Origin of the sequence: Pseudoflavonifractor intestinihominis, assembly GCF_040096055.1 — a bacterium.
Taxonomy (GTDB): domain Bacteria; phylum Bacillota; class Clostridia; order Oscillospirales; family Oscillospiraceae; genus Pseudoflavonifractor; species Pseudoflavonifractor intestinihominis.
The window spans coordinates 1-20,670 of the sequence record NZ_JBBMFK010000025.1 but is presented as its reverse complement, the minus strand read 5'-3'; the positions used below and the strand labels follow the sequence as shown (position 1 = coordinate 20,670).

15 protein-coding genes and 1 other RNA gene are annotated in these 20,670 nt (G+C 61.1%); 9 read left to right on the top strand and 7 right to left on the bottom strand.

Annotated elements, in window-relative coordinates:
• Positions 1–119: 119 nt before the first annotated feature.
• Entirely contained in the window at positions 120–1,421 is a 1,302-nt protein-coding gene (gene murA / locus WMO64_RS13295) for a UDP-N-acetylglucosamine 1-carboxyvinyltransferase (RefSeq protein ID WP_294516432.1), read from the bottom strand.
• 703 nt (positions 1,422–2,124) lie between these two features.
• On the opposite strand from murA, the gene WMO64_RS13290 reads away from it, so the two are divergent.
• Positions 2,125–3,147 carry a hypothetical protein gene (locus WMO64_RS13290; RefSeq protein ID WP_349232281.1) on the top strand — a complete coding sequence of 341 codons (1,023 nt, stop codon included), beginning with the start codon at positions 2,125–2,127 and terminating at the stop codon, positions 3,145–3,147.
• A 79-nt stretch (positions 3,148–3,226) separates the two neighbouring features.
• Here the strand turns inward: WMO64_RS13290 and WMO64_RS13285 are convergent, their stop codons facing one another.
• Entirely contained in the window at positions 3,227–5,734 is a 2,508-nt protein-coding gene (locus WMO64_RS13285) for an S-layer homology domain-containing protein (RefSeq protein ID WP_349232280.1), read from the bottom strand.
• A gap of 558 nt (positions 5,735–6,292) precedes the next feature.
• Here WMO64_RS13285 and WMO64_RS13280 point away from each other — a divergent pair.
• From WMO64_RS13280 to WMO64_RS13265, 4 genes are read left to right on the top strand one after another with little or no spacing between them, the layout of a single operon-like run.
• Positions 6,293–8,074 carry an efflux RND transporter periplasmic adaptor subunit gene (locus tag WMO64_RS13280; protein ID WP_349232279.1) on the top strand — a complete coding sequence of 594 codons (1,782 nt, stop codon included), beginning with the start codon at positions 6,293–6,295 and terminating at the stop codon, positions 8,072–8,074.
• A gap of 28 nt (positions 8,075–8,102) precedes the next feature.
• The gene (locus WMO64_RS13275; protein WP_294516444.1) at positions 8,103–8,798 is read left to right on the top strand and encodes an ABC transporter ATP-binding protein; all 696 of its coding nucleotides are present in this window, start codon (positions 8,103–8,105) and stop codon (positions 8,796–8,798) included.
• Positions 8,795–10,072 carry an ABC transporter permease gene (locus tag WMO64_RS13270; protein WP_294516447.1) on the top strand — a complete coding sequence of 426 codons (1,278 nt, stop codon included), beginning with the start codon at positions 8,795–8,797 and terminating at the stop codon, positions 10,070–10,072. The genes WMO64_RS13275 and WMO64_RS13270 overlap by 4 nt, the downstream gene beginning before the upstream one ends.
• A 50-nt stretch (positions 10,073–10,122) precedes the next feature.
• A complete protein-coding gene (locus WMO64_RS13265) occupies positions 10,123–12,504 on the top strand; it encodes an S-layer homology domain-containing protein (RefSeq protein WP_349232278.1) in 2,382 nt (793 codons plus the stop codon).
• Between the two features lie 150 nt (positions 12,505–12,654).
• Here WMO64_RS13265 and WMO64_RS13260 read toward each other — a convergent pair whose 3' ends face one another.
• The 5 genes from WMO64_RS13260 to WMO64_RS13240 form a co-directional block, all read right to left on the bottom strand.
• The gene (locus tag WMO64_RS13260; RefSeq protein WP_349232277.1) at positions 12,655–13,479 is read right to left on the bottom strand and encodes a two-component system regulatory protein YycI; all 825 of its coding nucleotides are present in this window, start codon (positions 13,477–13,479) and stop codon (positions 12,655–12,657) included.
• Positions 13,480–13,495: 16 nt separating this feature from the next.
• A complete protein-coding gene (locus WMO64_RS13255) occupies positions 13,496–14,839 on the bottom strand; it encodes a hypothetical protein (RefSeq protein WP_349232276.1) in 1,344 nt (447 codons plus the stop codon).
• On the bottom strand, positions 14,829–16,598 hold the full coding sequence (locus WMO64_RS13250; RefSeq protein ID WP_349232275.1) for an ATP-binding protein: 1,770 nt from the start codon (positions 16,596–16,598) through the stop codon (positions 14,829–14,831). Before WMO64_RS13250 ends, WMO64_RS13255 begins: the two co-directional genes overlap by 11 nt.
• Positions 16,599–16,688: 90 nt before the next feature.
• Positions 16,689–17,393 carry a response regulator gene (locus WMO64_RS13245; protein WP_349232274.1) on the bottom strand — a complete coding sequence of 235 codons (705 nt, stop codon included), beginning with the start codon at positions 17,391–17,393 and terminating at the stop codon, positions 16,689–16,691.
• A gap of 26 nt (positions 17,394–17,419) precedes the next feature.
• Positions 17,420–17,956, bottom strand: a complete 537-nt coding sequence (locus tag WMO64_RS13240) for an NUDIX domain-containing protein (protein WP_294516464.1) — start codon at positions 17,954–17,956, stop codon at positions 17,420–17,422.
• A gap of 249 nt (positions 17,957–18,205) precedes the next feature.
• Here WMO64_RS13240 and WMO64_RS13235 point away from each other — a divergent pair, with 249 nt between their 5' ends.
• From WMO64_RS13235 to ssrA, 4 genes are all read left to right on the top strand, one after another.
• Complete coding sequence (locus tag WMO64_RS13235) at positions 18,206–18,703, top strand: hypothetical protein (protein WP_349232273.1); 498 nt, start codon at positions 18,206–18,208, stop codon at positions 18,701–18,703.
• Positions 18,704–18,797: 94 nt separating this feature from the next.
• Positions 18,798–19,265, top strand: a complete 468-nt coding sequence (gene smpB / locus WMO64_RS13230; protein WP_006573054.1) for an SsrA-binding protein SmpB — start codon at positions 18,798–18,800, stop codon at positions 19,263–19,265.
• A gap of 37 nt (positions 19,266–19,302) precedes the next feature.
• The gene (locus tag WMO64_RS13225; protein WP_349232272.1) at positions 19,303–19,827 is read left to right on the top strand and encodes a peptidylprolyl isomerase; all 525 of its coding nucleotides are present in this window, start codon (positions 19,303–19,305) and stop codon (positions 19,825–19,827) included.
• Positions 19,828–20,091: 264 nt separating this feature from the next.
• Positions 20,092–20,437, top strand: a transfer-messenger RNA (tmRNA) gene (ssrA, locus tag WMO64_RS13220).
• Positions 20,438–20,670 lie beyond the last annotated feature (233 nt).

The following is a 20,670-nucleotide window of genomic DNA, read 5'->3' as shown; positions in this document are numbered from 1 at the left end:
CGAATCTCTCCTATGTAGTGTCTGCAAGCAATAAAACGGTCTGTGGGGGCGTTATATGCCCGGCGCGTTCATAAAAACAGGGCGGCAGCACATTGCCGCCGCCCTGACTGGCTATTTTGTTATCCCACCTGGGCCTGCTTGTCCTCGTCGGGGGTGACCACAACGCGGATGTCGGCGCCCACGCCGGAGAGCTTGCGTACGATGTCCTCGTAGCCGCGCTCAATATAGTGGATGCAGTCCACCTCTGTGACGCCGTGGGCGGCCAGGCCGGCGATGACCATAGCCGCGCCGGCCCGCAGGTCGCAGGCCCGGACAGGGGCGCCGGTGAGGTGGTCCACGCCCTCAATGACAGCCACCTTGCCGTCCACCTGGAACTGTGCGCCCATGCGGCGGATCTCGTCCACATAGCGGTAGCGGTTGTCCCACACGCCCTCAGTGACCACGCTGGTGCCCTCGGCCAGGGAGAGGACCACGGCCATCTGGGGCTGCATGTCGGTGGGGAAGCCGGGGTAAGGCAGGGTCTTGATGTTGGTGCGGGTGAGGCGCACGGAGGGATCTCTGCGCACCAGAACAGCGTCATCCCGCTCTTCCACCTCCACGCCGGTCTCCACCAGCTTGGCGGTGATGCACTCCAGGTGCTTGGGGATGACGTTTTTGATCAGGACCTCGCCTCCGGTGGCGGCCACGGCGGCCATATAGGTGCCCGCTTCGATCTGATCGGGGATAATGGAGTAGGTGCCGCCGTTGAGGCGATCCACGCCCTTGATCTTGATCACGTCGGTGCCGGCGCCCATGATCCGGGCGCCCATAGAGTTGAGGAAGTTGGCCAGATCCACGATATGGGGCTCTTTTGCGGCATTTTCGATGACCGTGGTGCCCTCGGCCAGGGTGGCGGCCAGCATGATGTTCATGGTGGCGCCCACGGAGACGATGTCCAGGTAGACCTGAGCGCCGCTCAGGCGCTTGCCGTCCTTGACCCAGGCGTTGACGAAGCCGCCCCGCACGTCCACCTCGGCGCCCATGGCCACAAAGCCCTTGATGTGCTGGTCAATGGGGCGGTCGCCCAGGTGGCAGCCGCCGGGAGGAGGCACCTGGGCGCTGCCGAAGCGGCCCAGCAGTGCGCCGATCAGGTAATAGGAGGCGCGGATTTTCCGAGCCAGCTCGTTGGGGACTCTTGCGTTGCGGATGTGGGAGCAGTCGATGTCCACCGTGGTCCGGTTGACAGTGCGCACGTCGGCGCCCAGCTCCTGCAGGATGTTGAGGATCATCGTCACGTCGCTGATCTGGGGGATATTCTCAATACGGCATACGCCGTCCACCAAAAGTGCAGCGGGGATAATGGCCACCGCGGCATTTTTGGCGCCGCTGATATCGATTTCACCATAAAGCGGCTTACCGCCGCGGATCACATATTTTGTCAAAACGGCACCCTCTATTCTCTCCGTTGCGGCTGGAAACCAGCCTGTTCAGTCAGCAGGCCGGCACAACACCGGCCAGACAATTCAAGTTTATATTTTCCGCCGTACTCCTTCTGAAGGGGAAACCCCGACGTTTTTCCGGCGCGGCATGCGCTCCATGCCAGTCGCAGATATTATAACATAGTCTCATGTAAAATCAAAGTAATTTTACAGTATCTCCGGCCTCCTGATTGAATTTTCGTGTCTTTCAGCCCCTTCTTTTTCCGTTTCCTGCCGTTTCTATGGTGTCACTATGTCCTTTTTTCTGTGGTTTTATTCTATTTAAACAAATCTCCAAAAAGGAATGTCCTAGAAATTGGTTCCTTCGGTTTTCTCTGCCGCTCCCGGCTTTGGAACTTCTCTGAGCGATGGGCTTCCCTGTTCCGGCGGCCGTCTCGCCCATGGCATAAAAAAGGAGTGTCTCCCATCCCGACGCGATTGCCCGGGGGCGACACTTCTCTGTTGAAAAAGCGGCAAATAATGTTCTTTTGCTCTGCCCCGGGTAGCGTGGAGGCCTCATATAAAAACTGGATGCCCTGTACTGTGCAACAATCCGCACCGGAACGGGGAGATATGAGGAGGGGGCGATCCATGTGAAAGCGTATCAAGCCCGGCGCCCTCCTGCCTGCCGCGGCAAGCGGCGCAACAATCGGAAAGGAGCATACTTATGAGCACACAGACACAGCACATCGGCCTCCACCAGTGGGAGAGCGCGGACCCGTTTCTCCGGGAGGACTTCAACCAGGACCACCGTCTCATTGACGCCGCAGTGGCGCAGGCGGAGGGAAAAGCGGACCAGGCCCTGTCCGGTCTGGAGGACGTGGGCTACAACGTCTACAACCTGCTGCTGCAAAACTACTATGAGGGCAAATACACCGGCTTCAAGAAGGGGCTGATGTTTGATGGCTTTCTGGACGGCAGCCGCATCGCCTCCTGGGAGGGGAGCGCCTACCGTGACACAGCGGCTCACACCGTCAGCCTTGACACAGCCGGCCAGTCCGACGTCCCCCGGCCTGCCACGCTCACATCTGGAAAATCCGCACGCAGGGGCGATTTTGTCTCGCGTCTTTGGACCGCCCAGGGCAACGGTACCATCACCGCGGTCTCGGTCCAGGGGTATGGCACCTCCAACATTCAAACCGTGGCGCTGTCCATCTGGCAGGACGACAGGAAGCTGGCTGATGCCACCAAGACGCTGGACTTTCTGAAAGATAACATGGCCTGGTATGAGTTTCCCATCACCTGCTCCATCCGCAAGGATGAGGTCTATGAAATTCGCGTGGAAAACGTCACTTCCGAGGGGATTGCCGGAAGTATTGTCTGTGCATACGAGGACGAGGACAGTATCATCCACCCTGTTGCCATCGGGCTGACCGTTACACCTGCCGGCAGCACCTCGGGCGGGCTGATCTCTTCCGCCGAGGACATAGGCCCCTGGACTCAGGCCATCTGTTATGTCCGGCACAGCGGCGGCGGTACGGTCGCCGCGTTTCTGGGGGAGCAGAGCGGCAGCCTTGAGAAAATGGAGCAGGCGGGGACCTCTGCCGCTCAGACGCTGGAGGGGACTTCCTGTCAGGAGAGCACCTTCCGTCTGACCCGTTCTGCGGCAGCTGCGGCCGGATGCCTCCGCCTGTCCCTGTCCGGCAGCACGCCCGTTGTCCATGATTACGGCGTCATCTTTCTGGAATAAAAACAGGCATGACAAAAGGGACCCCGGGCCAAAGGCCCGGGGTCCCTTTTTTGCTCTTGTGACTGTGTGAATCGTCAGATTACACAGCGGGGGTGATCACGAACACCACGGAAGCGGTGTTGTTGGTGGTACCATCGGCGAGCACGACGGCGACCTTGGCGGTCTCGCTGGCAGCGATGTCGCTGGCGGTCACGGTCTCCACGTCGCCGGTCTTCTCGTTGATGGCGTAGAAGACGGTGCTGTCGTTGTACAGGTAAGCGGTCTCGTCAGCGCCGACGACCATGACGCCGCCGGAGATGGACTTCAGGCCAGTGGCGGGAGTCACAGGCTTGACTGCCTCGCTCACCACGCCGTCGGTGGTCACATAGGTGACCAGGCCGTTGACCTTGACGTAGTCGGTGGTGTCCACGGTCAGGGTGGTCTTCACGCCGTCCACGATAGCGGCATAGACATAATCCAGACCGTTGTTGCCATCGGAAACGACCTCATAGGCGTCCTTGTTCAGGATGTAAGCATACTTGGCAGCAGCCACGTCGCCGGTGAACTTGTCAGCCACGATGTAGACGTAGGTAGCCACGCCGTCCTTGCTCACGACCTGGCCGCTCTTCAGGTCAGCCTTGGCGATGCTGGGAACATTGGCGATGCCCTTGTAAGCGGTGTAGGTAGTGCCCTTCTTCACCAGGAAGATGGTGTTGGCGTTGGCGATGTTGGTGCCGTCGAACTTAGCGGTGTTGGTGGTGATGCCCTTATCGGTGGCAATGGGCTCAGCAGAGTCGACCAGAGTCAGCTCGTACTTGCCGTCCTTGTCGACGGAGTAGTCGACGAACACGCCCTTGTTGGCAGCAACAGTGTCATAGTTGACCTGGTTCTCACCAGCGTCGGCGTTCACGACGGTCTTGCCGCCGAACTTGCTCATCTCGACGACCTCAACGGTGCCGTCCTCGAACAGCAGCTGAGCCTGAGCCACGAAGCTGGCGCCGATAGCGCTGCTGGTGATCTTGCCGTAGTCGAGAACCACGGCGGTCTTGGTGACGGTCTCCTCGGTGACCTTGACGGCCTTCACGATGTTGTTGCCGTTGTCCAGGTAGAAGGTGTAGGTGTTCTTGAAGTCGTTGGCGGTGTAGCCCTCCATGCCGTTGACAACCAGGCCGGACACACCGTAGTACACACCGTCGACCTTGTAGGTGTTGTTCTTGATACCGGTGACAACGCCCTCAACGGTGTTGGCCTTCTCGATGTAGGTCACGCCGCCGATCTCAACGGTCAGGACCACGTCGTTCTTGGCCAGGCCCTCGTAGCCGGAGACGCTCTTGGCCTCGACATAGTTGGTGGTGACGCCGGGGACGGAGACCATCAGCACGTCATCCTCGGTCTTGGTCTTGACGTCGCCGGAGACGGTCTTGACGGACTTGTTGGTCAGCTTGACCAGTTCAGCCTTGCCGTTGCCGTTGGCGTCGATCAGCTCAACAACGGTACCGACCTTGATGGCGGCGTTGGCAGCAGCCACGTTGTCCAGCATGGTGCCGTTCTCGAAGTAGTTGACGGACTCATCCAGCTCGGCGATGTAGGTCTTGTTGGCGGTCTTGTTGGTGGTCAGGTCGTTGGTCTTGCCAGCCTCATAGCCGGTCACCTTGGTGCCGTCGGTGCTGGTGCCCAGAACGTTGGTGGCGCTGATGACCAGGGAGCTGGAGATCAGGCTGCTGGCCTTGTAGGTGCCGTCGGTGTTCAGGGTGCCCTTCACGTACAGGGTGACAACGTTGCCGACCATGTCGGGGGTAGCGGTCAGGGTCTTGCTGATGGACAGCTTGTTGGTGCCCGCAATGGCGGGATCCAGAACGGCCTTGCCGTCCTCGATGCCGGTCACAGTGGGGTTCACCTTCACCATGCCGTAGGTCTGATAGCCCAGGGTGGTGGAGTCAACAACATACTCGCTCAGGTACTGCACGCCCATGTCGTACTGGAACTTGGGGGTCACAGTCTTGGCGTTCAGGGTGTTGTAGATCATCTGAGCAGCGCCGTCACGGGTCAGGGTGTCGTTAGCGGTACCCTCAACGCCGTTGAGCAGGCCGGCAACCTGAGCGTCCTTCATGATGTTGACGGACCACATGGAGTTGCCCTGGTACTTGCTGGCGTTGGCGTCATAGCCCAGAGCCACCAGCAGCATCTTGGCGGCCTGAACAACGGTCACGCCCTGGGTGGGGAAGAAGTGGCCCTGGCCGTCACCGGAGATGATGCCGTTGGCATAGCAGTACTTGATGTAGCCCTCGGCCCAGTTGGTGTCGATGTCGGTCAGATCGGTGGAAGTGCCCTCGAAGATGGCAGCGTCCACGTCGCCCATCAGCACGTAGGTGATGAGCTTGGCCATGGTGGCGCGGTCCACGCCCTCAGTGGGGGCATAGGAACCGTCAGGCTTGCCCACGATGATGCCCAGATCGACCATCACGGAGACAGCCTCTTTGTTGGTGACCTTGTCCATATCGGTCAGGTCAGCCGCAGTCTTGTCCGCAGCGCCGGCGCCAATGACCATCATGCCGATGAGCATGACGGAGGCCAGAGCCAGGCTGAGGACCCGCTTGAGGTTTCTCATTTGGAATTCCTCCTTCTAAATTTTGAGTGTGGGGGGCAAACTAAGCGTTTCCGCACAGTACCGCACCCCTTGCCTCTGTGGGCATGATAATACATCCCGGCGAAATCGTCAAGCGGTTTCCCCCATTTGTAACACAACCGTAAAACTACGACCTTGCCGTTCCTGTCTTATCATTTTTTGTTAGACGATATGGCCATTTAAAAGGTTCCCGCCCTGTTTTTAAAATTTTTTGATTATTTTCGTTTGGCTGTAACATTTCCGTGTTTTCAATACATATAAGGTAGAGGCCCCCGTTTCAGGCCCCGGTGCTGTGCTCCGGCCCGCTGTCCGTCCCCGGCAGCGGCGCCTCTCCATGGGCTTGTTTCGGGCCGCCGCGATGCGCTTGGGCGTGCATCTTTTTTCTTTCGGACGGTAACTTTTTTTCTTTCTCTGCGTCTAAAAGACAGGAGGCTGAATCTTAAGGTTATCTTAACAACTTGTCATTCATTTGTAGTGCTTTCCCCTGTTCCCCCATGCTACAATGATGATGAGAACCTATGGCAATAGGAGGAAATGAAAATGGCTGAACAGAACACCCCCGTCATGGACCCGGCGCCCGTTCACACACCGGCTCCCCAGCCCTCTGGAAAGGCTCCGGAGCGGAAGAAGAAGAACAAGAAGATCGTCAAGAACATCATCACTGCAATCATTGTCCTGGCGGTCATCGCCGCTGCGGCCTGGGCCCTGTGGTACTTTGTGTTTACCGACCATAAGGACTCCAACCTGGGCGAGCCCATCTATGACAGGGCTTCCACCGGCACCATCTCCACCACGGTCCGGGGCGGCGGCGCAGCCAACGCCAAGGACTCCGCCACCATCACCCTGGCGGCTGACGGCGTGGTCCAGGAGGTGTATGTGACTCAGGGCCAGGTGGTCAACGCCGGCGATCTTCTCTACGTCGTCACCTCCCCCGCCGCGGAGGAGGCGCTCAAGAACGCCCAGGAGGCGCTGGTGGCCCAGCAGGAGTCCATGTCCAAGCTCAACCAGGAGATGGCCGACCTGCAGAAGAGCCGGGGCGACCTGACCATCACCGCTCCCCACGGCGGCAAGCTGACCGAGGTCTCTGATATTAAGGTAGGGGACCCCATGAGTTCGGGCACCCAGATCGCCGTTCTGGTGGACGACACCAAGCTGAAGCTGTCTCTGTACTACAGCTACGCCTATGAGAACGACATCCAGGTGGGTCAGACGGCGGAGATCTCCATTCCCGCCGTCATGGCCACCCTCACCGGCACGGTGGAGAAGATCAACAAGGTGGAGCGCATCGTCCCCGAGGGCTCGGTGACCTTTGAGGTCATCTTTGTGCTGGACAACCCGGGCACCCTGACTGCCGACATGGTGGCCTCCGCCTCTCTGACCGACTCCGCCGGCGTCCCCATCTACCCCTACGAGAGCGGCAAGCTGGCCTACTACCAGACCACCACCATCGCCACCAAGGCCGCCGGGCCTGTGGAGCAGGTGGCGGATCTGATGAATTACGCCAATGTCACCGCGGGTCAGGTGCTGCTGGTCCAGGGCACCAACGATATTGACGAGCAGATCCGCGCCAAGCAGGAGCAGATCAACACCGCCCAGGAGTCCCTGACAAAGGCCCAGCAGGCGGTGACTGACGCCGAGAAGAACGTGCAGAACTTCTCCGCCGTGGCGCCCATTTCGGGCACCGTGGTCACCTGCTCCCTGATGCCGGACATGGAGGTCACTTCGGGCACCACGGCCATCGTCATCGCGGACAATGCGGTTATGACGGTCAACATCCAGGTGGACGACCACAACCGGCAGTACATCTCCGAGGGCATGACCATCAACCTGTCCGACTGGAACGGCAACAGCTACATGGGCGTGGTGGAGACCGTGGCCGTCCAGGGCACCAATGAAAACGGCGTCACCGTGTTCCCCGCCACTATCCGGGTGGACAATCCCACCGGCACCCTGATGGGCGGCTACTATCTGGACTATGAGTTCACCGCCGCTGAGAGCACCGGCATCATCATCCCCAGCCAGGATGTGCGGTACTACACCTCCGAGGGCGCGGAAAAGCCCCAGCCTGTGGTCTACATCCAGCTCCAGCCCGGCCAGGAGGCCCCCGAGAACGCCATTGACAAGTCCGTCCTGCCCGAGGAAATGCAGGAGGAGATCCCTGACGACTGCGCGGTTATCCCGGTGGAGCTGGGCCTGAACGACGACACCAACGTGGAGATCACCTCCGGCCTCAACGACGGCGACATGGTGTATAACAATACCCCCAGCGCGGACGGCAACTATTATGGCCGCAGGGCCAGCGCCTCCTCCAAGGCGGGCTGAGCCGCTCCTGTCAAAAGGAGATGATGGAATGCTCATTGATATAAAAGATGTATTCAAGATTTATAACGAGGGAGAGGAGCGTGAGGTGCGCGCCCTGAACGGCGTGTCCCTCACCATCGACCGGGGCGAGTTTGTGGCCATTGTGGGCCAGTCCGGCTCGGGCAAGTCCACGCTGATGAACCTGATCGGCTGTCTGGACATCCCCACCTACGGGGAGTACCATCTGGACGGCACCGACGTCACCGACCTGTCGGACCGGCAGCTCTCCCATGTGCGCAACAAACAGATCGGCTTTATCTTTCAGGGCTTCAATCTGATCCCCGCCCTCTCCGCCTACGAAAATGTGGAGCTGCCCCTGATTTACCAGGGCATCAAGGCCTCCGTCCGGCGGGAGCGGGTGCGGGACGCGCTGGAGCGGGTGTCCCTGTGGGACCGGCGGGACCACAAGCCCACGGAGATGTCGGGCGGTCAGCAGCAGCGGGTGGCCATCGCCCGGGCCATCGGCACTCATCCCCCCATTATTCTGGCCGACGAGCCCACCGGCGCGCTGGACTCCAAGACCGGCATCCACGTACTGGACATCCTCCGGCGTCTTTATAAGGAGGGGACCACCGTGATTCTCATCACCCATGACAACGGCATCGCGGCCACGGTGCCCCGGGTGGTTCGCATTTCAGACGGTCAGATTGTATCTGACGGGCAGCAGGAGGTGGACTGGCTGTGAACTTAAAACAGACCATCAAGCTGGCGGCCAAGTCCATTGCCGCCCGGAAGGGCCGCACCTTTCTCACCATGCTGGGCGTCATCATCGGTCTGGCGGCGGTCATCATCCTGGTGACCTACGCCCAGGGCACCACCAAGCAGATGATGGACCTGATGAAGTCCATGGGCACCAACCAGATCCAGGTCTCCGCCTATAAGTGGACGGGTGGCTCCAGCGACGACGTGGTATTCAACAGTCTCTACAACTACTGCAAGCAGCTGGACGACCTGGTGGTGGGTGTGACGCCCAACCAGTACTGCTGGTTCACCGTGCAGTACGGGGCCAAGAATTCCAACAACATGTACTCGGACGACGGCAGTGTCCAGCCCCCCCAGATCTGGATGGGCAGCGACCAGTGGGCGGCCTGCAACAACGCCACCATTGCCAAGGGCCGGGACCTGACCTATCTGGATGTACAGCGAGGCAGTCAGGTGTGCGTTCTGGGCTCCTACGCCGCCAAACTGTTCTTTAACTATGCAAATCCTATCGGCGAGACCATGCTCTTTGACGGCGTCCCCTTCAAAGTCATTGGTGTCTATGAGTCCCGCATCAATGAGAAAACACTTACCGAGGAGACCAAACACTATGTTCAGCAGGACAACTTCATTCTCCTGCCTTACACCACCACCCGTGCCTTCCAGGTAGCCGGTTCCGGCAATGTCTCCTCCAGCAACTCTGACTTTATTGTCAAAGCAAAAGATGCCGCCTCCACTCAGGAGGCGGCCGCCCGTCTGGAGGGCTTTCTGAAGGGCCTGATCGGTGACTCTAAAACTGGAAACAGCTACGGCTACTACAATGTCTATTCTCCTGACAACTACATCGACTCTACCGAAGAGGCCAACAAGAGCCAGCAGATGCTGCTGGGCGGCATTGCGGCCATCTCCCTGCTGGTGGGCGGCATCGGCATCATGAACATCATGCTGGTCACCGTCACCGAGCGTACCCGTGAGATCGGCATCCGCAAGGCCATCGGCGCGGAGCGGAAGAGCATTATTATCCAGTTCCTCATTGAGGCCTGTATGATCTGCGGCATCGGCGGTATTCTGGGCATCGGCGTGGGCTACGTGGGCACGCTGATCGTCTGTAAGCAGACATTGGGTATTATACTGCTGCCCAACGCCGGCATCACCGTGGGCGCCTTTGCCATCTCGGTGGGCCTGGGCATCATCTTCGGCCTCTATCCCGCCATCAAGGCCAGCGGCCTCCAGCCTGTGGAAGCCCTGCGGGCCGAGTAAGCCTGTCGTTTTCGCATGACCCCAACTCCATCTATAAGGGAGAGAGAAATATGAAAATCAAACGATTCCTTGCCGGTCTGCTCTCGGTGGCTCTGCTGTGCGGCCTGCTGACGGTGGTTCCCGCCTCTGCGGCTGCCGGCACCACCAGTGTCTCCGGCTTTACCGACATCACCGACCCCGACGTGTCCGAGGCTGCCGAGGTGCTGCGCCTCCTGGGCGTGGTCAACGGCACCGGCGGCACCCTCTTCAACCCGGGCGGCACCCTGACTCGGGCCGAGTTCTGCAAGATGGCCATTGAGATCATGGGCAAGGGCGAGGAGGCCTCCGCCCAGATGAACCGGACCATCTTTCTGGACGTGAAGGGCGACCACTGGGCCCGGGGCTATATCAACCTGGCCGCCTCCACCCGCCTTGGCGGCGGTGAGGACGGCAGCGGCGGCGAAATGCTGATGGTAGGCGTGGGCGACGGCACCTTCCAGCCCGGTCGGACCATCACCTTTGCCGAGGCGGTCACCACCATGATGCGCATGCTGGGGTATACCGCCTCCGACGTGGCGGCGGGCTCTCCCTGGTACAGCGGCTATCTGGCCGCCGCCTCGGTCATCGGCCTGACCGACGGCCTGTCCCTCACCTGGAACTCCACCATCACCCGGGGCCAGACCGCCATTCTCTTTGAGAACATGCTGTACACCGCCCCCAAGGACTCCGAGTCTCCCTACCTGACCCAGCTGGGCGGCAGCATCACCGACGAGGCGGTGGTCCTCTCGCTGGACGCCACCGCGGCTGACGGCACGGCGGGCTGTATCCTGACCACCGGCTCCGCCGACCCCTACAAGACCAACCATGTGCCCTTTGACACCGCTCTGGCTGGTTCCCGTGCCCGTCTGGTGCTGGACAAGGGCAGCAAGGTCATCGCCATTCTCCCCAGCCAGGGCGGCACCCAGCGCGCCACCTCTGTCGTGTCTGCCGAGATTAACTCCGTGACGGTCTCCGGCGGCGAGAAGCTGGATGTGGCGCCCGACACTCCGGTCTACCGTGAGAGCGGCGAGACCACCTATCGGGATATCTATCTCAACCTGAAGACCGGCGCCGCTCTGGTCCTGCGCTATGGCGCCACCGGCAAGCTGGAGTATCTCTACCTTCCCTCCACCCAGGCCTCCGAGACAGCCGTCGTGGCCAAGGCCACCGGTTCCGGTAATCCCTTTGCCTCTCTGGTTGGCAACGATACAGGCTATCGCATCCTGAAGAACGGTCTGCCCGCCACGCTGTCGGATATCCGCCAGTACGACGTGGCCACCTATGACAAAGCCTCCAAAACCCTCTATATTTGCGATCTGCGCCTGACCGGCGTCTATGAGAACGTCTCTCCCAGCCCCGCCACGCCTCTGAGCGTCACCATCATGGGTGCCACCTTCCCTGTGCTCTCCAGCGCCTACGCGGATCTGGCCTCTTTTAAAATCGGCGACACTGTCACGCTGCTTCTCACCTCCGACGGCCAGGTAGCCGGCGCTGTCTCTCCCTCCGTGGCCAAGTCTACCACTGTGGGTGTGGCGAAGATGGAGGGCACCACCGCCACCGTGACCCCGCTGGCGGACATCCGGGATTCCGACGGGAAAAAGGTCGTGTTCACCGGCGCCACCATCTATACCGAGGAGAGCGCAGCCCAGATGCAGGGCCAGCTGGTGACAGTATCCTCCAATAAGCTGGGTATGCTGTCTCTGTCCCGTCTCTCCGGCAGCGGCGCCTCCGGCGCTCTGGACGTGGCCGCCCGCACGCTCGGCGAGGATAAGCTGGCCGACAACGTGGTGCTCTATGAGCGTGTAGGCAGGGGCGCGCCCGTTGAGATCTCCTTCGATCAGCTCACCCGGACCACTGTCCCCGCCGACAGGATCACCTATGTGGGCAAGGACTATGCCGGTCGGGTCAACTTCATTGTCTTTGACGATGTCACCGGCGACCAGTACACCTACGGCTTTGCCAAGAAGGGGACTGTTACGGGTGAGAAAAATCAGGTGAGTTTCACCAACACCTCTGTGTCCGTAGAAATTGGCAAGGGCCAGTACAGCGAGGAGCTCATCACCGGTGCCCCCATTAAGGACGGCGATCTGGTGGGCATTGCCGCTTCTCTGGATACCATCAGCGGTGTCCCGAAGCTGTCCAACTGGGTGGCGCTGAAGGCGGTGGAGAATGTACCTCGTTCTGCCTTTGAGATGAATGAGTATATTAACCCCGAGAGCAAGGCCCCCATCGGTACCGTCACCACCAGAGATATGGTTCTCCCGATCGCCGGCAATGTGCTCTGCTATAACAATACCACCAAGACCTGGTTTGACTCGCTGAATGAGGCCCGGGCCTATGCGGATACCCTCACCATCTACTATGACCGCGCCCCCCAGGAGGGCGGCAAGGTCCGTCTGGTGGTGGTCGGCTGACGCCGGCATCCGATGGATACCTGACAGAACGGGGAGCTGGAATTCTTCCAGCTCCCCGTTTTACGTCATATTGCGCCGTTTCTCCCCGCTATCTTCACAGTTTCTAAAAAAGGACGCCCTTTTCCTGGTGATAGGAAAGGGCGTCCTTTTTTATTCCGCCTGCCGGACGGTTCCGTCGGTCCCGTCCACATAGAAGGAGACGGTGTTGGTGATAATCAGCCATACCGGCTCCAGGGCGGCGCTGCCGGTGCTGGACAGGGTAACCTCGTATCCGGCCGTCATGCCCACGATCTCGCTGCACACATAGCCGCCGTCCTGGACGCCGCTGAGGAAGCGGAGCAGGATGGTGGCCACGTCCAGCGGCTCCGTGCCGGCTTTCGGCTCAGGGGTCCCCATAAGCCGCTGGCCACGGATGCTCCGCAGGCTGCCGTTCTCATAGGTCAGGTCTGACGTGCTGTTGAACACGGGGTCCCCGTCCCACAGCTGCTGCACCGTCACCACGGTGGTCCCGTCCTCCTGCTGCCGGACGTTCTGCACCTGGCACTCATAGCCGGCCTGCTCCAGCAGTTTCTGTCCGTGTACTTCCGGGTCCTCCTGTCCGGCCGGCAGTCCCTCTCCCGCGAAGGTAAAGGAGAACTTGCCGTCGCTGAGGAACTGCCCCTCTCCCCGGCTGCCGGAGTAAGTGACCGGGCCAAGGTCGCCCGACTTGCTGGTCTCGCCCAGCAGGGCCTGGGCCATGGCGTCCTCCATGGTCCTGTCCCGTTCCACGGACATGGTGTGGAGGTCGCGCTCGGGCGGCAGATTCTCCGGGTCCATGTGGATGTTGGCCTTCTCCAGGATTTCCACCGCGCCGGTGCGGGCCTCCTCCTGGTAGGCGGCGGATTTCCGCTCCTGATCCGCCACCAGCACCAGCAGGAACAGATTCACCGCCAGGAGCATGAGCAGGATGATGTTCTTGATTTTAGACCACTCCAAGGCGGCTCACCTCATTTCACGGGGTCTGTATGGCGATCCACTCCGCTTTCAGCAGCTCGGCAGCGCCGTTGTCCTCATAGGCCAGCAGCAGTTCGCTGCCCTGTACCCTCTGAGCGGACATGGCGGCGGCGGCCTGGGCCTCGGGCAGCACGATGGACTGCTCGCCCGTGTCGGTGTAACTGCGGAAGAAGAGCTCAAACTCGGTGATCTGTCCGTTCTGGATGATGAAGCGGGCGGCATAGCCGTCTGCGCCCAGCTCCACGCCTGCGCCGTTGAGGCAGTAGCCGTAATCCGCCATCCACTCGTCCTCGCTCATCTGCACCACGCCAATGAGGTAGAGTCTGGCCGCGCCGCAGGACTGTCCTATGGTCTGTTCGGCCAGGGGCCAGGTAGCCTGGGCCACTGCCGCCGCGTCCACCGGCTCCCCCGGTGTGCCCACGGGGTACTTGGGCTCGTTGGAGACAGAGGTCTCATAGCGCACGTGGCCGTCGTCCAGGATGCTCAGCCGGTCGGGCCACTCGTTGACGATCAGCCGGTCGCCGCTGCGGTAGCTGTTGTTGGACTGGGGGTGGAAGCCCAGGGCCTCCATCATCTCCTCCCGGTCGCTCTCGCTCATCTGGGCCACCGGGTTGGCCGCGTGGTACACCTTGGGGCTGACCTGGGTGGCGGCCACCATTACATAGGGGGCCAGCTCGGAGTAGCTGGTCTCATAGGCGAACACGGTGCCGTTGGGGCTGTAGACCGCGGCGGCGGTCTGGACGTGGCCCCGGAGTGCCTCGGCGGTGTCGCAGGCATAGTACAGGCCGGTGCTCTCATTACTATAATACAGGCGCACGGCCCCCTCCTCCTCGGCCAGCAGGAGCCGCCGGACGTCCGCCTCAGGCAGGGCCTGATTGACAGCGCCGGACAGGGATGCGGAGAGCACGGTCAGGGGCACGGTGCCCCGGAAGTCGAAGTAGATGCCCCATGCGTCGGAGAGGGCCTCCCGCCAGGCGCCCTCGGTGACCTGGACCGGTCTCTGGGCACTGCCCAGGGCGTCGCCCAGCAGGCTGGCGGTGGCGTCAAAGAGGGCGTCCACGGCGGTCTGGTCGTACTGCACGCCGTACCGGCCGCCGCTGCCCAGCTGGACCGACATGCGCACCGGCCGGAGCTGCATGTTTTCCTCCGTCTCTTCGCTGACGGTGGGAAGCAGACTCACGGTCTTTCCGTTGAACAGCCTGTTGAGCCAGCTGCCGTTCCAGCCCGCCAGCCCGCCGATCTGGGTGCGCATGGTGAGGTACACGGCGGACAGGGCCAGCAGGACGATGAGCACGTCCTTGACAAGCTCCAGCAGGCGTCTGCGTTTTTTTCTACGCTCCATGGCAAGGTCCCTCAATCTTCAGCTCCACCCGGACGATCAGGCCGGGGGTATCCTTGTCCACCAGCCGGATCACGCCCTCATGCCGGTCGATGATCTCCTTTGCGATGGAGAGTCCCAGGCCGGTGCCGCCGGACTCCCGGGACCGGGCCTTGTCCACCCGGTAGAACCGTTCAAAGATGCGGGGCCGGTCGGCGGCTGGGATACCGATGCCGTTGTCCTCCACCTCCATCCACACCCGCTCTCTCAGCCGGCCGGCGGAGATACGGATGCTGCCGCCGTCGGGGGTATACTTGATGGCGTTGGACACCACGTTCATCATCACCTGGAGAATGCGCTCCCGGTCCCCGATGATGTTGGGCAGGTTCTCCTCGATCTCCAGCCGAAGGGTGTGGCCGTGGCGCTGGGCGTCCAGCAGCACGGCGTTGTACACGTCCCGGATGGCCTGCTCGAAGGAGAAGGGGGCCAGCTTGAGCTCGCTGTGGCCCGAGTCGAACCGGGACAGGGTGAGCAGATCCTGGACAATGTGGGTCATCCGGTCGGACTCGTTGAGGATGACGCCCAGGAAGTTTTTCTCTGTGTTGGGGGGCAGCTCGCCGGCGTTGTCCACCAGGGTCTCGGCGTAGCTGCGGATGTTGGTCAGGGGGGTGCGCAGTTCGTGGGACACATTGGCCACGAACTCCCGGCGCATCTCCTCGGTCTTGCGCTGCTCGGTGACGTCGTGGATCACCACCATGACGCCGCCGGCGCTCTCGCTGGAGAAGGGGGCCAGCAGCAGCTCCAGGATGGTGCCGTCGATCTCCCGCTCGCCGTCCAGATAGCCGGGCTGCTCCACAGCCAGCACGGAGGGCAGGGCGGCGATGTCGCCGAACAGGGTGTCATAGGTCACCTCGTCGCCCCCCACGGGGATGGTCCGGCGGAGCATCCGCTCGGCGGCGGGGTTGCACTGGATGACCGCCCCGTCCCGGGAGAAGGCCACCACGCCGTCGGTCATGTGGAGGAAGAGGGTGCCCAGCTTGTTGCGCTCGTTCTCCGCCTCCCGGATGGTGTCCCGCAGCTGCCGGGCCATGTTGTTGAAGGTGCCGGTGAGCACGCCGATCTCGTCCTTGGACGCCACCTCGATCTTGTGGGAGAAGTCCCCCTTTGCCACCCGTTCGGCGCCTGTGGTCAGCCGCTCGATGGGGGTGATCATGGTCTTGGACAGGAGGAAGGACAGCAGGATGGAGATAATCAGGCCAAAGGCCAGGGCCTCCAGGATCAGCTGAAAGAGCTGGGTGTTCAGGTTCTGGACCGTGGTCCGGTCGTCCAGGATATAGATGATGTACCGGTTCTCTCCCCGCTGGATGGGCACGGCCACGTCCATGTAGTCGGCGGACACATCCTTCATGTCCCCCTCCTGGTTCTGGATGGCGGCGGTGATGTTGGGGGTGATGCGCAGATTGGCGCCCTTCTCCTCGTCGGAGGCGGCCAGGCACTTGCCGGTGGCGCCGTCCAGGATAAAGTAGTTGCGGTGGCGGTTGTCAATACCCAGGGCGCCGATGTAGCTCTTGAGCACGTCCTGGATCACGTCCACGTCGCTCTGGCCCTCTCCGGCCTCGGCCTGTAGATCCCGGGCCAGGGTCTCGTTGTCGGAGCGGAACACGGTGTGCATCTGGTCGTAGAACTCTGTCAGGTAGAAGGCGGACACCGAGTTGACCAGAAACGCCCCCACCACGGTCATCAGCGACACGATGAGCAGCACCATAATGAGTACCAGCTTCATATGCAGGCTTCTGAACACGGCGTCCTCACCTCCTGACGGCTTCTCAAAACTGTCTTATGGATTCTCTGCACTTAAAAATCCGGACTTTCTCTACGGGTTGAGCAGGTACCCCTGGCCCCGTCTCGTCACGATGATCTGCGGCTGTGCCGGGTCGTCCTCCACTTTTTCGCGCAGGCGGCGGATGGCCACGTCCACGGCCCGGACGTCGCCCACATACCCCTCGTAGTTCCACACGTTTTCCATCAAGGCCTCCCGGGAGAACACCTTTCCCGGCCGGGCGGCCAAAAACCGCAGTAACTCATACTCCCGCTGGGTCAGGTCCAGGGGGCGTCCGTCCTTGTAGGCCACCATCAGATCCTGGTCCACGGAAATGCGCCCGGCCTCCAACCTGTTGGTGCTCAGGGGAGCTGCGGATGGGCCGCCGGACATCTCCCGGCGGCGGATGTTGGCCTTCACCCGCGCCAGCAACTCCCGCATGGAGAAGGGCTTGGTGATGTAGTCGTCTGCGCCCAGCTCCAGGCCCAGGACCTTGTCGTTCTCCTCTTCCCGGGCGGTGAGCATGATCACCGGCGTGCTTTTTCCCTGAGCCCGGAGGCTGCGGCACACGTCAAAGCCGTTCATCTTGGGGAGCATCAGGTCCAGCAGCACCAGGTCCGGGTCCTGCTCCAAGGCCAGCTGGAGCCCGGTCTGACCGTCGTAGGCCTCTATGGTCTCGTAACCCTCCCGGCCCAGGTTGAAGCTGAGGATGTCCACAATATTTTTCTCGTCTTCCACAATGAGAATGCGCTTGTTCATGACTGCCTCCTCTACAGGACGGCCGCTCACCGCCCCAACAGCACCTTTGCTTTCAGCACCGCCGCCACGGTCTTGGCGTCGGAGATCTCGTTGTTCATGACCTGCTCCACCAGCTGGTCGAAGGGCACCTTGATCCGCTCTAGGAACTCCCCCTCGTCGGGGTGGCAGGCGCCCTGCTTCAGGCCCCGGGCCAGGTACATGTGGAGCACCTCGGTGCAGAATCCGGGGGAGGCGTAGAGGCAGCCCATGTAGGTCAGCTCTTGGGGCTCCAGGCCCACCTCCTCGCTCAGCTCCCGGAGGGCGGCCACCCTGTGGTCCTCGTCTCCGTCCAGCTTACCGGCGGGCAGCTCGGTGATCACCTTGGCGAAGGGGTAGCGGTACTGCCGCACCAGGGTCACCATATCCTGGTCGTCCAGGGGGAGCACGGCCACGCCGCCGGGGTGCTCCACCACTTCCCTGCCCGACTGATGCCCGTCAGGCAGCTCGATCTTATCCACCTTGAGGGTCACGATGCGTCCCCGGAAGATTTCCCGGCTCTCCAGTGTTTTTTCTGTCAGTTCCATCTCTAAACCGCCCCATTTGTCAAAATATGGATTCATCCGGTCTTGCCGCAGATAACGCGCTCCGTTTCTGTTTGTTGCTATTATGACATTATAGCATAATCCCCATTTCCGCGCTACCCCGGAGACGCTTCTTCCAGTTCCCCCAATCATTACAGCTGTTCACCCTCCGGGGCGGCCGCTATAATGGTAGCCATGTCATACGGCCCGCTTCGGGGCCCATTTTCTGTTCAGAGCAAGGAGGTCTCTACTATGACCATCCAACCCATCGGCGCAGGCAGCGCGGTGCTGTACATCACTGCGGCGGACTTGAAGGAGCGGGGGCTCACGCCTTCCCAGCTCACCCTGGAGGGGGCGCTGGAGCTGGCCCGGGCCGCCTTTGCCCGGGAGGGCATGCCCCTGGAGGGGCCCATCGAGATCGAGGCCTACCCGGAGGCCTGCGGCGTGCTGGTTTTTGCCCGGGTGGCGCCGCCGCCCCGGCAGTGGTTCTCCTTCGCCGGCTTTGAGGAGCTGCTCGCCGCCGTCCGGGCGCTGCCCGCCCTGTGCCAGGACAGCGCTCTGGCCTGGCTGGACGGCCGCTTCTGGCTCTCTCTCCCCGGCGGCGAGCGGGGCATGGCGGCCTGCCTGTCGGAGTTCGGCCGCACCGAGGACGCGGGCACCCATCCGGATGCCCGGCTGGCCGAGCATGGCCGCGCCATTCTGGACCGGGACGCCCCCGCCGTACTGCTGCGCCATTTTCCCCCTGTCTGAGCCCTTGACAGATATGGTATAATACTTTCACAGTGGTATTTGTGCCGTCTTTCCGGCGCACACCGCCATACCCGCCCGGAAGGAGGTGCGTCCCATGGACCAGAAGGGTATTAAGATTATCTCCAAGAACCCCAAGGCCTACCACGACTATTTTATTGAGGATAAGTACGAGGCAGGCATTGAGCTCTGCGGCACGGAGGTCAAGTCGGTCCGCCAGGGCAACGTGAACCTGAAGGACGCCTTCTGTATCGTCAAGGACGGGGAGCTGTCCGTGGTGGGGATGCACATCTCCCCCTATGAGCAGGGCAATATTTTCAACAAGGACCCCCGCCGTACCCGCCGTCTGCTGATGCACAAGCGGGAGATTCTCCGCCTGTTTCAGAAGACCAAAGTGGACGGCTACTCTCTCATTCCCCTCTCCCTCTACTTCCGCAACGCGCGGGTGAAGGTGGAGGTGGGGCTTGCCAAGGGCAAGAAGCTCTATGACAAGCGGGATGCCGCCGCCGCCAAGGACGCCAAGCGCGAGATGGACCGGGCCATGAAGTCCCGGGGCGGCTACTGAGATAATTTGCTTCCATAACGGAAAGGAGATGTTCCCAATGGCTCAGAATCCTCTGGTCACCATTGAGATGGAGGACGGCGGCAAGATGGTCGCCGAGCTCTATCCCGACGTGGCCCCCAATACGGTCAACAACTTCATCAGCCTGGTGAAGTCCGGCTTTTATAACGGCCTGATTTTCCACCGCGTCATCCCCGGCTTCATGATCCAGGGCGGCTGCCCCGACGGCACCGGCATGGGCGGCCCGGGGTACACCATCAAGGGCGAGTTTGCCCGCAACGGCGTGAAGAACGACCTGAAGCATGACCGCGGCGTGCTGTCCATGGCCCGCGCCATGCACCCCAACTCCGCCGGCAGCCAGTTCTTCATCATGGTGGAGAAGGCTCCCCACCTGGATGGGGACTACGCCGCCTTCGGCAAGGTCATCGAGGGCATGGACGTGGCCGACGCCATTGTCTACGCCGACCGTGACGTGCGTACCGACCGTCCCCGCAAGGATCAGCGGATGAAGTCCGTGACCGTGGAGACCTTCGGTGTGGACTATCCCGCCCCTGAGAAGATCTGATTTCCCATTGTTTTCACTCCGGCGGGGCACCCGCCCCGCCGGATGAAATATTCTCTTTCCCCCACCGGCGGGTGAGAAGACATGAAGAGCAATTGTCGTTGTTTTTAGCTTTCTCCCTTTTCCCCATAAGAGGATGATCGTACCGTTTTCCCAATCCGGACAAAGCCCAGCGAAGCGGGGTCGTCCGGAGCGGAGGAGCAGCGCAATGAGCAAGCTTTGCCGTATACGGCGAAGCGAGTGATATGGAGCTTGCTCCGACGACGCGGGGGCGTACTGGTTTCGACGGGGACGTAGAGGCGGGAATAGCGGGCGGTGGCGCCTGACCACCTTAAAACGGGCAACTTATAAATTAAAGAACGACGACAACGTAGTTCTCGCCGCGGCTTAACGCGGCCGTCCAACCTGGAAGGACCACGGTCCGGGATTGGGCGTCGACGAGTGGTGCACGTGAGTGCGCAAAGCTTTGAGCGCACCATGAACAATGAAGCTACCAAGCCCCTGAGTGTGACGGCTCACGCCTGGGTAAGGGAATGTAAATAACCGTCTGCGCCCGGAGAAGTTCCCGTTGAAGCGTTTTCGGACAGGGGTTCGACTCCCCTCGCCTCCACCAAACCGCTATCCATTGAGCAACAATGGATAGCGGTTTTTTCATTGGTCCCCAATGGATTGCGGTTTTTGTGATTTGCATTCATTGTCTAAATAATAAAGATTGTATTAGATAAGGTAGAATAAGTTTCGCAAAAAGAAAAAGAGACATGGTTTGCAGATCTCTGGTAGAATGAAGTCGCGACACACCATTCTGAAAGGAGACAGCAAACCATGCCTGAAAAGATTGTACAGCTA